Here is a 13,726-nt window from a genome sequence, read left to right as displayed (position 1 = left end):
ATGGTTGGCAGCAACCGTGGCACTGGAAGCAGCAGTGGCAGTGGCAACCGGTCGCGGGGGGAGCGGTGGCGGGGCCGGCAGCGGCGGATCGGCCTCACAGGCGGTATCGCCAGCGGCAAGAGCACGGTGGGACGGATCCTGGCTGAAAGCTTCGGACTGCCGGTGCTGGATGCCGACACCTACGCCCGCGAGGCCCTGGCCGCTGGGAGTGTCGGGGCGGAGGCCGTGTTGGCGCGCTATGGCCCGGTGGTGAGGGCCAAAACCAGCAGCAACGGCACCGCAGCGATCGATCGCGCCGCCCTCGGCAGGATCGTCTTTGCTGATGCGGCCGAGCGCCTCTGGCTGGAGCAGCTGGTGCATCCGCGGGTCAGAACCCGGTTCGATCAGGAGCTGCAGCGGCTGGCGGCTGAACCGGTGGTGGTGCTGATGATCCCGCTGCTGTTTGAAGCAGGTCTCGACAACCTCTGCAGCGAGATATGGCTGGTGGATTGCGACGCAGCCGAGCAGAGGCAGCGCCTGCTCCACCGCGACGGGCTAGCGGAGGCGGAGGCCCTTCGTCGCATCCACGCCCAGTGGCCCCTGGAGCGCAAGCGGGCCCTGGCAGACCGTCTGATCGACAACCGGGGAACGAGCGATGCGCTCACCAAAGCGGTGGAACGGGCCCTCGCGGCGGCTGGTCAGAGTCAGTGAAACGGGATGGTGCGGTTCCAGGCAGGCGACTGCGTTCCGGGATCGCCACCACGGGATCTCCCCGGTCCCAGCGCCCTGAGTCGGGCCCTCCGCAATGACGCCCCTGCTCAGCGCGAAACCACTTGGTGATCACGTACTTGCAGCCTTGCCGCACCGGCAGAGCTTCATGGAGCACGTAGGGGTTGGGGGATCCATCGGCCATCAGATTGTTCCAGGCCAGGGCCAGCCCCGGCACCGGCGTGAAGGAGCGATCCAGCAGGCGGAAGCGGGTTTCGCCGCCGGCCTCCACGGCATTGAGGTAGATCATCACCGTCCAGGTGCGCTGCCCCCCCGGGCGGGTGTGGTGCCGGTATTCCTCGGTGCCGGGGGTGAACCAGTCGGTGTGCTCGCGGAAGTACTCCCCCACTGCGTAGCGCTGCCCCTGCAGCCCCTCCGAGAAGGCCGGATCCACACCCAGCAGCTCCGCCAGGCGTCGATCGAGATCCGCAGCCAGAGCGCGATCACCATCCCGCAGGTGACAGGTGCGGCTGGTTCGATAGTCCGCCGGCCCCTGGGTCACGGTGGATGGTTGCAGGGATCCATCGATCGCCACCCGGATCACGTCACACTCCTCCGCCGAGAGGAACCCAGGGATCTCGTACACCTGTGCCAGCGGGGTATCGAGACGCCAGGCGCGGGGACGCTGGCGTGGATCGGTGAGGCGGGCCTGGAACCAGTGAAGCCAGGATGCCTGAGGAGCTCCCGGAGATGGCTCCGCCGGTACCGCCCCTGGCAAGCGAAGGCATGTCCTGGATGGAGCCTCTCCCTCCAGGACGGCGGTGATGGCTTCCGCCGTGAAGCCCTGGGCCAGTCCCCGCTCGATCAGTCCGAGGCGGTCGCAGCCGCGGTCGCGGTTGAGCCGGAACCACTCCTGCCACTCTGGAGGAATCGTTGCCACGGCTCACTCTGCAAGACACTGTTCCAGGTTGCTGGACTGGCAGGCCGTCTGCACGCCCGCAGGCTCAGCTCTCCGTCAGAGCGGAGATCATCCGTGTCACGCAGGCCTCGGGGCCCAGCTCCCCGGAAGCCACGATCACGTCGTAGCTGCAGAAACGATGAACCACGCCCACCAGGCCACGGGCTCGACCGAGAACGCGATCGCCGCGTCTGCATGGATGCGGGCCAGCTCTCGATGGCAACGCAATGCTCCATCCAGAGAGGCTCACCACCTGCTGGGATTTGGACGTCACTCTCTGGGCCTCAGGGAGCCGCCATTGCAGAAGCGTGTCGCCCAGGCCTTGATCACTTCCCTGTTGTCATCCGGCGTACTCTGCGAGTGCCACTGCACTGAAGTGGAATAGCAGGCATCCCAGATTTTCGCCTGCCGGGCAAGGGGCACCAGGGATGCCGCCATGACAACGGCGCTGACTGTTGTGATCAGCTGAAGAACGATGCCTGCATGGGCACGGACCATTTCCCGCGAAGTCGGTTTCTGATCGGTGTGCTCGCTCATGGTGGGGTTGCTATGAAATCAGAATGGATTTCAGCCATTGTGGTCGCTATCAGCCGCCACCTTTGATGCTCGTATGGGTCGTTAACACCGCTGGGCGACGATCAATCTCTTGATGATCGTCCAGAGATGGCGTTGAGCAAGGGTATTCCCTGAAGCCTCAGCCCTTCAGCTTCTCCAGCAGGATCTGGTTGGCCAGCTTTGGATCGGCTTTGCCGCCAGTCTTCTTCATCAGCTGGCCCACGAAAAAGCCCTGGAGTTTGTTCTTGCCGCCCCGGAAGGCTTCGACTTCGGTGGGATGGGCTGCCAGCAGCTCCTCCACGATGGCGGTGATCGCCGCTGGATCACTGATCATGCCAAGGCCACGCTCCGCCACGATCGCCTTGGGTGAGCCGCCTTTCTCGAGCAGTTCGGGCAGAATCTCCTTGGCGATCTTGCCGCTGATGACTCCGGATTCGATCATCTGAACCATCTCGGCCAGCTGGGCAGCCTGAAACGGCAGTTCGGTGATCAGGAGTCGGTTGGCATTCACGTACGCGGCAATGTCACCGGTCACCCAGTTGGTCACGGCTTTGGGATCTCCCCCGGCAGCCACGGCGGCTTCAAAATATTCGGCCATGGCGCGCTCATCGGTGAGCACGCGGGCGTCGTAGATCGAAAGGCCGAGCTGATCGGCGTAGCGATGGCGCTTCGCGGCTGGAAGTTCGGGAAGCTCGGCGCGCCAGGATTCCCGCTGCTCCGCGCTCACCTCGATCGGTCCAAGATCGGGGTCAGGAAAGTAGCGGTAGTCGCTGGCACCTTCCTTGCTGCGCATGCTCTTGGTGAGCTGCTTGGCTTCGTCCCAGAGGCGGGTTTCCTGCACCACCGGCTCGCCGGCCTCATAGGCCTTGATCTGCCGCTGAATCTCATACTCAATCGCCTTCTGAATGGCAGAGAAAGAGTTCATGTTCTTGATCTCCACCTTTGTGCCGAAGGGGGCATCGGGTCCGCGGCGCACGGAGATGTTCACGTCGCAGCGCAGGGAACCCTCCTGCATGTTGCCGTCGCTGACGCCCAGATAACGCATGATCCTGCGAATCTCGGAGGCATACTCAGCGGCCTCACGGCCGGTGCGTAGATCAGGCTTGCTGACGATTTCCGCCAATGCCACCCCGGCGCGGTTGTAATCCACCAGTGAATGGGTGGAGCCAGCCAGGCGATCACTGCCGGCATGCACGAGCTTGCCGGCATCTTCCTCCATGTGAAGCCGCTCGATGCCGATTGTTTTCAGGTAGGTTTCCTTACCCTTCTCAGCCACCTCCACTTCGATCCAGCCATTTTCGGCGATGGGTTCGTCGTACTGGGATATCTGATAGTTCTTCGGCAGATCGGGATAGAAATATTGCTTGCGATCGAACTTGCTGTGCTCGGCGATCCTGAGGTTGAGGGCCATGGCGGCCTTCACCGCATACTCGAGCACCCGCTGGTTGAGTACCGGCAGGGTGCCGGGCAAGCCGCACACCACCGGATCGATATGGGTGTTGGGGTCGTCGCCGAAGGCGGTGGAAGCGCAGGTGAAGATCTTGCTGTCGGTGCCCAGCTGCACGTGGGTCTCGAGGCCGATCACCGCCTCCCAGGCAGCCTCAGCCGTGGCCTTTGCAGCAGCCCCTGCCATCACCGTTCTCCAGATCCCATGCGTGGGCTGATCCTATGGGGAGCGCCGCTGGAGCCTCCGGGCGGGTCGTGATCGCAGCGCTGTGCGGTGCATGCGCCGAGCGGTGCGTGCATGACTCGCGCCCTGCGGGGCCCAGCTGGAACACTGGAGGGCCCGATTCCAGACGTTCCCGTGGACCAGGCGGCTGCCGACCGCGACCCCGTGCTGATCCTGGGTGGTGGGCTGATGGGCCTGGCCATCGCCCATCAGCTCGCCCGCCGCGGCACAGCGGTGCTGGTGCTCAGCCGGCGCCGCAGCGAAGCCGCCGGCTTCGTGGCCGCTGGCATGCTGGCGCCCCACGCCGAAGGATTGCAGGGCAGCCTGCTGGAGCTGGGTCAGCAGTCGCTGCAGCGGATCCCTGCCTGGGTCGCCCAGATCGAAGCGGACGGCGGCAGCTCCTGCGGCCTGCGGCCCTGCGGCATTGTGGTTCCCTTCCCCACCATCGCCGAACGGGACCGCTACCCCACGGCTGCCTGGGGCCAACCCCTCGACCGCGCTGCCCTGGAGCGCGAGGCACCCGGCATCGGCCCTCGCTGGCAGGCGGGTCTGCTGTTTGAGCAGGACGGCCAGATCGACAACCGCCGCCGCCTGATGCGCGCCCTGGAGCGGGCCTGCGTGGCCCTGGGTGTGGCCTTCCAGGAGGGCAGCGAGGTGCTGGAGCTGCAGCAGAACGGCCGTGGCGCCCTGGCGGGAGTGCGCCTGCGGACGGCCGAAGGAGACGAGCGCCAGTTACCGGCCCGCCGCGCCGTGCTCACGGGCGGGGCCTGGAGCGCCAGGCTGCTGCCCCAGCTGCCCGTGTTTCCGGTCAAGGGGCAGATGTTGTCGCTGCAGGGGCCGCGCCAGGCCCTGCAGCGGGTGATCTTCGGCCCGGGCACCTACCTGGTGCCGCGGCACGACGGGCTGCTGGTGGTGGGAGCCACCAGCGAGCCGGAGGCGGGCTTCGCCGACGGGCTGACGCCCTTCGGGCAACGCCAGTTGCAGGACGGCATCGCGGCCTTGCTGCCTCAGGCGAGCCAGTGGCCCCCCATGGAGCGTTGGTGGGGGTTTCGCCCCTGCACCCCGGATCAGGCGCCGCTGCTGGGCCCGAGTCCGATCGAGGGGCTCTGGCTCGCCACCGGCCACCACCGCAATGGCGTGCTGCTGGCAGCGATCACGGCGGAACTGCTGGGCTTTGCCCTGGATCCGGAGGGCCAGTCAGTCGAGCAGGACCTGCCCGCAGGCATCAGGTCCTGCCTGCTGGAGGCGTTTCGTTGGGACCGCTTCATGGCGCCTTCGGTCTCTCCTCCTGGTGCCTCTCCCCAGAGCGCCCGGCAGTCAGGCACGGTGAACGCGGCTCCGGTTCAGCCGCCAGGGTGAAGCTCTCCATCCCTGCATCGCGCAGCCCCCTGCTCAGGTGGGCGGGGCGATGCCCCCTCAATGGCGAAGGCCCGCAATCCGAACACCGTTACAGGCTCGGGCCAACACTTCACCATCGGACCGCCCCAGCGGCACGACGCCCACCAGACCGTTGAACAGCACCACCCGACGGCCGCGACTGACACTCACCAGTGGTGGACCGGTGCCCTACAGCTGGACCGCCGCCAACGGGGCCTTCTCCCATGGACGTGGCTTGAGGCCCAGTTCCCCCGCGATACGGAGTCGGAGGCTGCCTCCACTGGCCAGCTGCACTTGCAGGTGTCCGGGGTGCTGGGTGCTGGGTGCTCAGCACGGGGAGAGGGCCCATTCACCGCCTTCCGCAACGAGGCGGCAGCCTCAGCCTTCGGTACGCCACGGCTGGTCGGAAGGGGTCCACTCGCTCAGCTCCGAGGGCTGGAACCACAGGCCGATCTCAAACTCAGCGGTTTCCGGGGCATCGGAGCCATGGATCACATTGCGGCCGATGTTCACCGCCAGGTCACCGCGGATGGTGCCGGGCTCAGCCTCGAGGGGCTTGGTGGCACCAATCAGCTTGCGGGCGCTGGCGATCACGCCATCGCCTTCCCACACCATCGCCACCACAGGGCCGCTGGTGATGAACTCCACCAGGCCGGCGAAGAACGGGCGCTCACGGTGCACGCCGTAGTGGTTCTCTGCCAGCTCACGGCTGGGGGTGAGCTGCTTGAGGCCCACCAGCTTGAAACCCTTGCGCTCGAAGCGGCCGAGGATCTCGCCCACCAGGCCGCGCTGCACGCCATCGGGCTTGATGGCAACAAAGGTGCGTTCGGCAGCCATGAAGTCGGAAACATCGGATCGGGCCCATCGTCCGCGCCGGCCCTGCCGCTTGGCAAGCACACCGCTTCAGCCAACCGGTCCCGCGGCCGCCGCTCAGGGCTTCAGGTCCGCACTGCCTAGATTTCGCCTGCTGCTCCGTCGCCGTTTCCATGGTGCTCGCCCAACCCTCCCTCGCCGGCGAGCTGGCCATGGCGGCGTCCGGGCCTCCCACCTGGACCCCCGCCGACAGCGCCTCCCTTTACGGCCTCGACGGCTGGGGCGATCCCTACTTTTCGGTGAATGCCCGCGGCCATGTGCTGGTGCAGCCCCAGGGGGAGAGGGGCGGATCCCTGGATCTGGTCGAGCTGGTGCAGGGGCTGCAGGGCCGCAACCTGTCGCTGCCCCTGCTGATCCGCTTCGACGACATCCTCGAAGACCGGCTGGAGCGCCTCCATGCCGCCTTCGCCCGCGCCATCGCCCAGTACGGCTACGCCGGGCGTTACCAGGGCGTCTTCCCGGTGAAGTGCAACCAGCAACGCCATGTGGTGGAGCAGCTGGTGGAGAGCGGACGGCGCTGGCACTTCGGCCTGGAGGCCGGCAGCAAGGCCGAACTGCTGATTGCCCTGTCGCTGCTCGACGACCCCGAGGCCCTGCTGATCTGCAACGGCTACAAGGACCAGCGCTATATCGAGACGGCGATCCTGGCCCGGCGTCTCGGTCGCCAGCCGGTGGTGGTGATCGAGCAGGCCGATGAAGTGGAACGGATCATTCGCGCCAGCCAGGAGCTGGGGGCTGCTCCCTTCCTGGGCATCCGGGCCAAGCTCTCCACCCGCAGCACCGGCCGCTGGGGCAGTTCGGTGGGGGAGAAGGCCAAGTTCGGCCTGTCGATCCCGGATGTGCTGGCCACGGTGGAGGCCTTGCGCAAGGCCGACCTGCTGGGGGATCTGAAGCTGCTGCACTTCCACGTCGGCAGCCAGATCAACGACATCGCCGTCCTCAAGGACGCCCTGCAGGAAGCCGGGCAGATCTATCTGCAGCTGGTCCGACTGGGGGCACCAATGGGGTTCCTCGATGTGGGCGGCGGCCTCGGCATCGACTACGACGGCAGCCGCACCGCCACCGCCGCCTCCACCAACTACTCCCTGCAGAACTACGCCAACGACGTGGTGGCCACGGTGCGGGAGTGCTGCGAACCGCACGGGATTCCGCTCCCCACCCTGGTGAGCGAGAGCGGCCGCGCCATCGCCAGTCATTTCTCGGTGCTGGTGTTCGATGTGCTCGGCCGCAGCGGCGTGCCGGGAACCGTGCCGCCGCCGCAGGAGAACGAACCGCTGATCGTTCGCAACCTGCGCGACACCCTGGCCGGCATCACGGGGGTCGTGCAGGGCAGGGACAGCGAAGCCAAGGCTGAAGCCCCAGGCCTCGACACCACCGCCGCAACCACTGCTGAACCCGGGGACGTTCCCCCGCTGGAGCGGCTGCAGGAGGCCTGGAACGACGCGATCAAGTTCCGCGACGACGCTCTGGCCGCCTTCCGGCTCGGCTACCTCAGCCTGCCGGAGCGGGCCATGGCCGAACAGCTCAGCTGGGCCTGCGCCGAGGCCATCGCCGGGCAGCTGCCGGCCAGCGGGCCGATCCCCGAGGATCTGCGCGCCCTGCGGGCGGCCCTGGCCAGCACCTACTACGCCAATCTCTCGGTGTTCCGCTCCGCTCCCGACACCTGGGCGATTGATCAGCTCTTCCCGGTGATGCCGATCCACCGGCTCGACGAACGGCCCGACCGGCTGGGCAGCTTCGCTGACCTCACCTGTGATTCAGACGGCAAGCTGGCCCGCTTCATCGACCGCGGCCAGGTGAAGCCCCTGTTGGAACTGCACGATCTGAATCCCGGTGAGCCCTACTGGATCGGCCTGTTCCTGGCGGGGGCCTACCAGGAGGTGATGGGGAACCTGCACAACCTGTTCGGCAGCACCGATGCCGTGCACATCCGCCTCGGGGCCGGCGGCGGCTACCGAGTCGACCATGTGGTGCGCGGCAACACCAACGCCGAGGTGCTCGAGGCGATGGAACACGACCCGGAGCTGCTGCTGGAGCGGCTCCGGGTGGCCAGCGAGGCGGCGATCGGCCGCGGCGACCTGCGGATCAGCGAAGTGCGCCGCCTGATGGATCACCTCGAAACCAGCCTGCGCCAGACCACCTACCTGCAGAGCTGACGGTGTCCAGCGCTAGCAACGGCCCAGGCAGGCCCGCAAGCCGCGTAGCTTTTCCCATCGGCCGCGCCAGCAGGGATCGGTGACCTGTCTGTACCGCAGCAGCGTGCAGCTCTTGCACTGGAGCAACAGGCGACGCAACACCGCCACCATCGCAGGATTCAACATCTGGAGATGATTCAGTGAGCCGAAGATGATCCGCCCACCTGACAGCGCTGGCAGAGGGGAGGCTTCCGGCATCACTTCCGGCATCACTTCCGACGGACGAAAGACGAACTGATTATGTCAGCCGCACAGACGCTCCAGTCCGCTCTCCTTGTGAGTGGCAATTTCCCCCTCGGGATCCAGCCCAGCCATCGGTGAGGCGGTAGTCGAGGCTCGACAGACCGGTGAGGAAGAAATAGCCGAGCCAGACCTATGCCACGGGTATGGCCAACGGGATCGATCAGCCGTTTTCAGCGATTTCATGATATCGGCGATTGCCATGAAGCGCGATAGCACCGACAGATCCTCCGCGGAGTCGCCGCCCGCCAGCACAGCATCGAGCCGTTCGATGGCTGAAGGATGGGTGGATATTGATGGGCTGCTCTTCAGGAGCTGCAGGAACCGTTCCACCACTGTCCAATGGCAGGCGATCTCCTGGATTGCCCAGCCTGTCCAGTCCTACCGATGGCGGCAGCATCGGACATAGGCGCCAGAATCGGGGCATTCCTCCTCTGAAAGATCGACGGCATGGGTCGCTGGAGCTTTGCCCTGCCGAGCCGTGATCGGATCCGCAGCCGCATCCTGACCCTGCTCAAGGGTATGGCCCCCTACGGCATGGCGGCCCTGCTGCTGCTGGGCCTGCAGCGCAGCCGGATCGCCGAAACCCTTGATCTCCTCCTCTACGACCTGGTCACCAGTCAACGCCCGGCGCCGGCTGGCAAGGCTCTGCCGATCACCATGATCGGCCTGGATGAGTCCGACATCCAGGCCTACGGCTGGCCGATCGAGGATGGCCTGCTCTGCCGGGCCATCGAGCGGCTGGGGCAGGAGGGGGCGGTGGCGATCGGCCTGGATCTGTACCGCGACAAAGGCATGGGGCCGAACCAGGCCTGCCTGCGGCAGCTGGTGCAGAGCGAGCCCCGTCTGGTCACGATCTTCAACGTGGCCGAGGGCATCGAGCCGATCCCCGGAGCTCCCCCCGAACGGCAGAGCTTCAACGATCTGGTGGTGGATGCCGATGGGGTGATGCGCCGCGATCTGGTCCACGTGGCCGGGCAGGATGAAGCCACCGTGTCCCTGGCCCTGCGGCTGGCGGAGGTGGCCAGCGGCAGCAAGACCCTGCGCGGCACTCTCGATCAGGGCTCGGCGCCTGGCCCCTGGCTGGAGACCGAGTCCGGCGGATACCGCGGGCTCGATGCAGCGGGCTACCAGCAGATGCTGCCGTTCCGCCAACCGGGCAGCTTTCCCACCTGGAATCTGCAGGCCCTGCTGGCGGGCCAGGTACCGGCGACGCAGATCCAGGGTCACATCGTGCTGATCGGCAGCACGGCGCCATCCCTGCGGGATCTGTTCGAGATTCCCCACACCCGCTTCACCAGTGGTGCCAAGCAGCTGCTGATGCCAGGCGTGGAGATCCATGCCCTGCGGGTGGCGGCCCTGCTGGAACGACAGAATGGCGATCTGCGGCTGCATGTCTGGACCTCTTCAGGCCAGCTGGACCTGGCCCTGGAACTGCTGGCCGTGGTGCTCGGGATCGGCCTCGGGGAGGCCTTCAGGACCCTGCGGCGCAGTGTGGTGGCGGTGGCTCTGGTGGGGCTGGGACTGGCCGGGGGGCTGATGGCACTGCTTTGGCTTCAGCACGCCTGGATCGGTGCCGTCACCCCCCTGGCCGGCCTCTCTCTGATGGCCGGTGCCGGCTGGTTGCGCCGCGGCGCCGCCAGCCAGCAGCAACGCCAGCAGATTCAGCGGCTGCTGGGCCAGACCACCTCCCCGGCGGTGGCCAAGCAGCTCTGGGAGCAGCGAGAGGAGTTGCTGAGCGACGGACGCTTCGAGGGCCGCCAGCTGCCGGTCACGATTCTGTTCTCCGATACCTGCAGCTTCACCAGCGTGTCCGAGCAGCTCCAGCCAGCTGAACTGCTCAGCTGGCTGAACCGGGGGATGGCCTACTGCGTTCCGGCGATCACCAAACGGGGCGGCATGGTGAACAAGTTCACCGGCGACGGCTTCCTGGCCGTGTTCGGAGCACCGGTGAGCAACAGCCCCAGGGCCGATGCCCGTGCCGCGATCGAAACCGCCCTGGACATTCAGAACGGCCTGGACACCATCAACCAGGAGCTGGCCCGCGAAGGGGCCCCGGCGATGCACCTGCGCATCGGCATCCACTCCGGGGAAGTGCTGGCCGGTTCGATGGGCAGCAGTGAACGCCTGGAATATGCCGTGATCGGCGACACCGTGAACTGCGCCTCCCGGCTGGAGAGCATCGACAAAACCCGCCAGGACAACATCTGCCGGGTGCTGGTGTCATCGGCGACCCGGGCGCTACTGCCTGAAGACTGGGCCCTGGAGTGGGAGCACTGGGGCGAGCTGCAGGTGAAGGGCCGGCAGGAGCCACTCGACATCTGGGAGCTGCGCGGCGCAGCGCTCAGAGACAGCGCACCGGCAGCTCCGCCGGCCACTCCCCATTGACCACATCCGTCATCCCGAAGGCCTTGGCCACCTGGGCCCGCGGCACGGTGGAGCCACAGAACCTGCGCAGTTGCTGCAGGGCAGTCTGCAGGGGCTTGTCCTCCGGCGTGCTGTCGTTATCAGCCACCAGCAGGCTCACCGCTGGCGGAGATTCCGACTGGACGAAGGCCAGGGGATTATTGGCTGCGGTGGCACTGCCTTCCTCGCATTTGTAGGCCGATTCCCAAACGGTGGGCACTTTCAGTGCCGACACAGCGAGCAGGGTGACACCCGCAGGAGACGCCGGCAGCAGCCGTTCGACACCCGACGAGTGGGCGGCATCGCTGTTGAGCGGACGGAAGGAGAGGCGCACGGGACGCGGGTTGGCGGTCGGCCCTTCCAGCAGACCGATCTGGAGGGACGAGCCCGGCGCGAACACGCTGGTGGAGGGCACCAGGTTGGCCACCAGCCTGGAACTGCACTCGCCGCGAGTTCCTCCTCCGACGCGTCGTCCGGGGAACGTGGACCGCAGGGATGACTGGGCCAGTACCTCCGGCAGCTGGCTGGCAGCCACCAGTAACAGCAGGCCAGTTAGAAGGGCGTGGCGCTGCCGGATCAAAGGCCTGGAGGTGGATGGATTGCCTTCAGGGCGACCTGCCATGGATTCGAGCCTCTCTCATCCCCTCCACCCTGAAGCAAACATAGGGATTGTGGCCAGCCCCGCCCACAGGGCTTTGCAGAGAATATGGAGAAACTGATCGGTGTTGAGCCGGTACAGGCCGCGGCACTTGCCCAGGTCGATGAACGTGTGGATTCCCCATTCCGCCAGACCCAGCAGTGGCACGCCGGTGATCCAGGCCACCAGGAAGCCGTGGATGGCGGCATGGGCGGTGAGCCACCAGCGCCAGGAGAGCACCACATCGCAGCCTGGGCACTTCTCGACCGCCATGCGATCGCTCTGCAGCGCGAAATCCCCCACTAAATGCCCCATGGCGAGCATCAGAAACAGGTTGAAGGTCACTGCGGGATCATTCACGACCGCTCGGCACATGGGGAACATTCGCACCAGAATGATCGCGGTTTGCGCCAATGGCCATGCCCGCCCTCGACCGCCTCATTCTCACGATCGGGCTGGCAGTGGGTCTTTTCGCCCTTGCCGCCATGGTGCGGCGGCGGCCACACATGCCCCCTCTTCCCCTGGCTCTCCCGCTGGTTGCACTCGGGATCCAGGCCGTCGCCAGTCTGCTGCGCGGACCCCTGCAGGGGATCGATCTGCTGGGCCTGGATATGGCGCGCTGGCTGGATACGGGCGGTGCGCTGGCGGTGCTCTATGCCCTGATCCGCCTGGCGCTCTGGGGCTGTCTGCAGGTTCCGCCGGCCCTCGGCTGGTGGCCGCCTGTTCCGAAGATCCTGCGGGATCTGCTGCTGCTGCTGGCGGCAGCGGCCGTCACCGTGCTGGTGCTGCGTGACTACGCCGGCGTCAATCTGGTGGGGCTGATCACCACCTCTGCCGTGCTCACCGCCGTGGTGGGGCTGGCGGCGCAGGAAACCCTCAAGGACCTGTTCGCCGGCATCACTCTGCAGCTGGATCCTCCCTTCCGCGAAGGCGACTGGATCGACCTGGGCGAGGCGAAGGGCACGGTGGTGGGACTCACGCTGATGAACACCCATCTGATGAGTTTGGATCGGGCTTGCGTCGTCGTTCCGAACGACACGGTGTCGCAGGCCGTGCTGCGCCGGTACAGGCAGAAGGATCCGGTGGGGAACGGCTTCAGCCTGGGGCTGGATTACAGCCTGCCGCCGGCCCAGGCGCAGCAGCTGATGCTGGCGGTGCTGCAGGAGCATCCCCGGGTGCTGGCCGATCCTCCCCCACGGATCTGGGTGGCCGAATACGGCGACAGCGCCATCGTTTACGACCTGATGGTGTGGCACTTCGACGCCACCGACGCCAGCCGGTACGACGTGCGCAGCGACCTGCTCTCCCAGATCTGGTATGCCCTGAAGCGCGCCGGCCACAGCGTTCCCTATCCGGTCCGCGAACTGCGGCCCAAGCGGCCCGACCGGGGCACCCCTCCGGCGGAACCTCTGGATTCGGAAGCACGGATGGCGCTGCTGACTGAGCACACCCTCTTCAGCAGCCTGGACACGGACCAACGGGAACACCTGGCCCGGGAAAGCCACTGCCTGCGCTTCGGCCCCGGGGAAACCGTGGTGCGCGAAGGCGATCGTGGCGACACTCTTTTTAAGATCGTCTTCGGGTCCGTGGAGGTGCTCAAGTCGGATGGGAGTACCACCTGCCACCGGGTGGCGACGCTCGGGCCGGGCGATGTGTTCGGCGAGATGACCCTCTTCACCGACGCGCCCCGCAGCGCCTCGGTGCGAACCACCAGTGAAACCCTGCTGCTGGAGGTGGAACGGCGTGACCTCCAACCGCTGCTGGAGAAGGATTCGGTGCTTCTGGAGCGCATTGCCCGGATGGTGCAGGAGCGGCAGGCAGGCCTCGATCAGCTGATGCAGCAGTGCAACCGACCCACGGAAGTGAGTGTGCTGCAACGGATGCGGCAGCTGTTCGGCGTTCTGCGGGGCTGATGGCGAGCCAGGCGGCGCGGTGTCATTGGCGCCGATGCCCTGCTTCGGCATCGGCCGGCAACCACCTTGCACACACACCTGCAAGGGCTCGATCTGGGGTCGCACCTGCGACAGCCGACTGACCCTCAGATCATTCACATCGATATCCTGCAGAGCCGAGCGCACGGCCACCTGCAGGATCCCCTCCCACAGCACTCGCACTTCGGCCCTCGCATG

12 protein-coding genes are annotated in these 13,726 nt (G+C 66.6%); 5 read left to right on the top strand and 7 right to left on the bottom strand.

Features of this window, described 5'->3' with window-relative positions; all coding sequences use genetic code 11:
- Positions 1-690: a dephospho-CoA kinase gene (gene coaE / locus H8F24_RS03145; RefSeq protein WP_197158461.1), complete on the top strand. Its 690-nt coding sequence runs from the start codon at positions 1-3 to the stop codon at positions 688-690.
- Here coaE and H8F24_RS03140 read toward each other — a convergent pair.
- The 4 genes from H8F24_RS03140 to gatB form a co-directional block, all read right to left on the bottom strand.
- A complete protein-coding gene (locus H8F24_RS03140) occupies positions 641-1,627 on the bottom strand; it encodes a 2OG-Fe(II) oxygenase (RefSeq protein ID WP_197158463.1) in 987 nt (328 codons plus the stop codon). The genes coaE and H8F24_RS03140 overlap by 50 nt on opposite strands.
- Positions 1,628-1,691: 64 nt before the next feature.
- Entirely contained in the window at positions 1,692-1,919 is a 228-nt protein-coding gene (locus tag H8F24_RS03135; protein WP_197170926.1) for a hypothetical protein, read from the bottom strand.
- Positions 1,916-2,182 (bottom strand): hypothetical protein, encoded by a 267-nt coding sequence (locus H8F24_RS03130; protein WP_197158465.1) that lies wholly within the window; start codon positions 2,180-2,182, stop codon positions 1,916-1,918. Before H8F24_RS03130 ends, H8F24_RS03135 begins: the two co-directional genes overlap by 4 nt.
- Positions 2,183-2,339: 157 nt before the next feature.
- A complete protein-coding gene (gatB, locus tag H8F24_RS03125) occupies positions 2,340-3,833 on the bottom strand; it encodes an Asp-tRNA(Asn)/Glu-tRNA(Gln) amidotransferase subunit GatB (protein ID WP_197170925.1) in 1,494 nt (497 codons plus the stop codon).
- 225 nt (positions 3,834-4,058) lie between these two features.
- Here gatB and H8F24_RS03120 point away from each other — a divergent pair, with 225 nt between their 5' ends.
- The gene (locus tag H8F24_RS03120) at positions 4,059-5,228 is read left to right on the top strand and encodes an FAD-dependent oxidoreductase (protein ID WP_231598217.1); all 1,170 of its coding nucleotides are present in this window, start codon (positions 4,059-4,061) and stop codon (positions 5,226-5,228) included.
- 396 nt (positions 5,229-5,624) lie between these two features.
- On the opposite strand, the gene ndk is transcribed toward H8F24_RS03120, so the two are convergent.
- Positions 5,625-6,083 carry a nucleoside-diphosphate kinase gene (gene ndk / locus H8F24_RS03115; RefSeq protein ID WP_197158471.1) on the bottom strand — a complete coding sequence of 153 codons (459 nt, stop codon included), beginning with the start codon at positions 6,081-6,083 and terminating at the stop codon, positions 5,625-5,627.
- A 188-nt stretch (positions 6,084-6,271) separates the two neighbouring features.
- Here ndk and speA point away from each other — a divergent pair, with 188 nt between their 5' ends.
- Entirely contained in the window at positions 6,272-8,275 is a 2,004-nt protein-coding gene (gene speA, locus H8F24_RS03110; protein WP_197171971.1) for a biosynthetic arginine decarboxylase, read from the top strand.
- 729 nt (positions 8,276-9,004) lie between these two features.
- Positions 9,005-10,942 carry an adenylate/guanylate cyclase domain-containing protein gene (locus H8F24_RS03105; RefSeq protein ID WP_197170923.1) on the top strand — a complete coding sequence of 646 codons (1,938 nt, stop codon included), beginning with the start codon at positions 9,005-9,007 and terminating at the stop codon, positions 10,940-10,942.
- On the opposite strand, the gene H8F24_RS03100 is transcribed toward H8F24_RS03105, so the two are convergent.
- Complete coding sequence (locus H8F24_RS03100) at positions 10,899-11,582, bottom strand: hypothetical protein (RefSeq protein WP_197170921.1); 684 nt, start codon at positions 11,580-11,582, stop codon at positions 10,899-10,901. The two genes, H8F24_RS03105 and H8F24_RS03100, sit on opposite strands and share 44 nt — an antisense overlap.
- A 15-nt stretch (positions 11,583-11,597) precedes the next feature.
- Complete coding sequence (locus H8F24_RS03095; protein ID WP_370594791.1) at positions 11,598-12,011, bottom strand: DUF3307 domain-containing protein; 414 nt, start codon at positions 12,009-12,011, stop codon at positions 11,598-11,600.
- 5 nt (positions 12,012-12,016) lie between these two features.
- Between H8F24_RS03095 and H8F24_RS03090 the strand changes: the two genes are divergently transcribed.
- A complete protein-coding gene (locus tag H8F24_RS03090; protein ID WP_197170919.1) occupies positions 12,017-13,510 on the top strand; it encodes a mechanosensitive ion channel family protein in 1,494 nt (497 codons plus the stop codon).
- Positions 13,511-13,726 lie beyond the last annotated feature (216 nt).

Origin of the sequence: Synechococcus sp. CBW1002, from assembly GCF_015840915.1 — a bacterium.
Lineage (GTDB): Bacteria > Cyanobacteriota > Cyanobacteriia > PCC-6307 > Cyanobiaceae > CBW1002.
The sequence above is the reverse complement of the archived record's forward strand: the minus strand, read 5'-3'. Positions and strand labels throughout refer to the sequence as shown.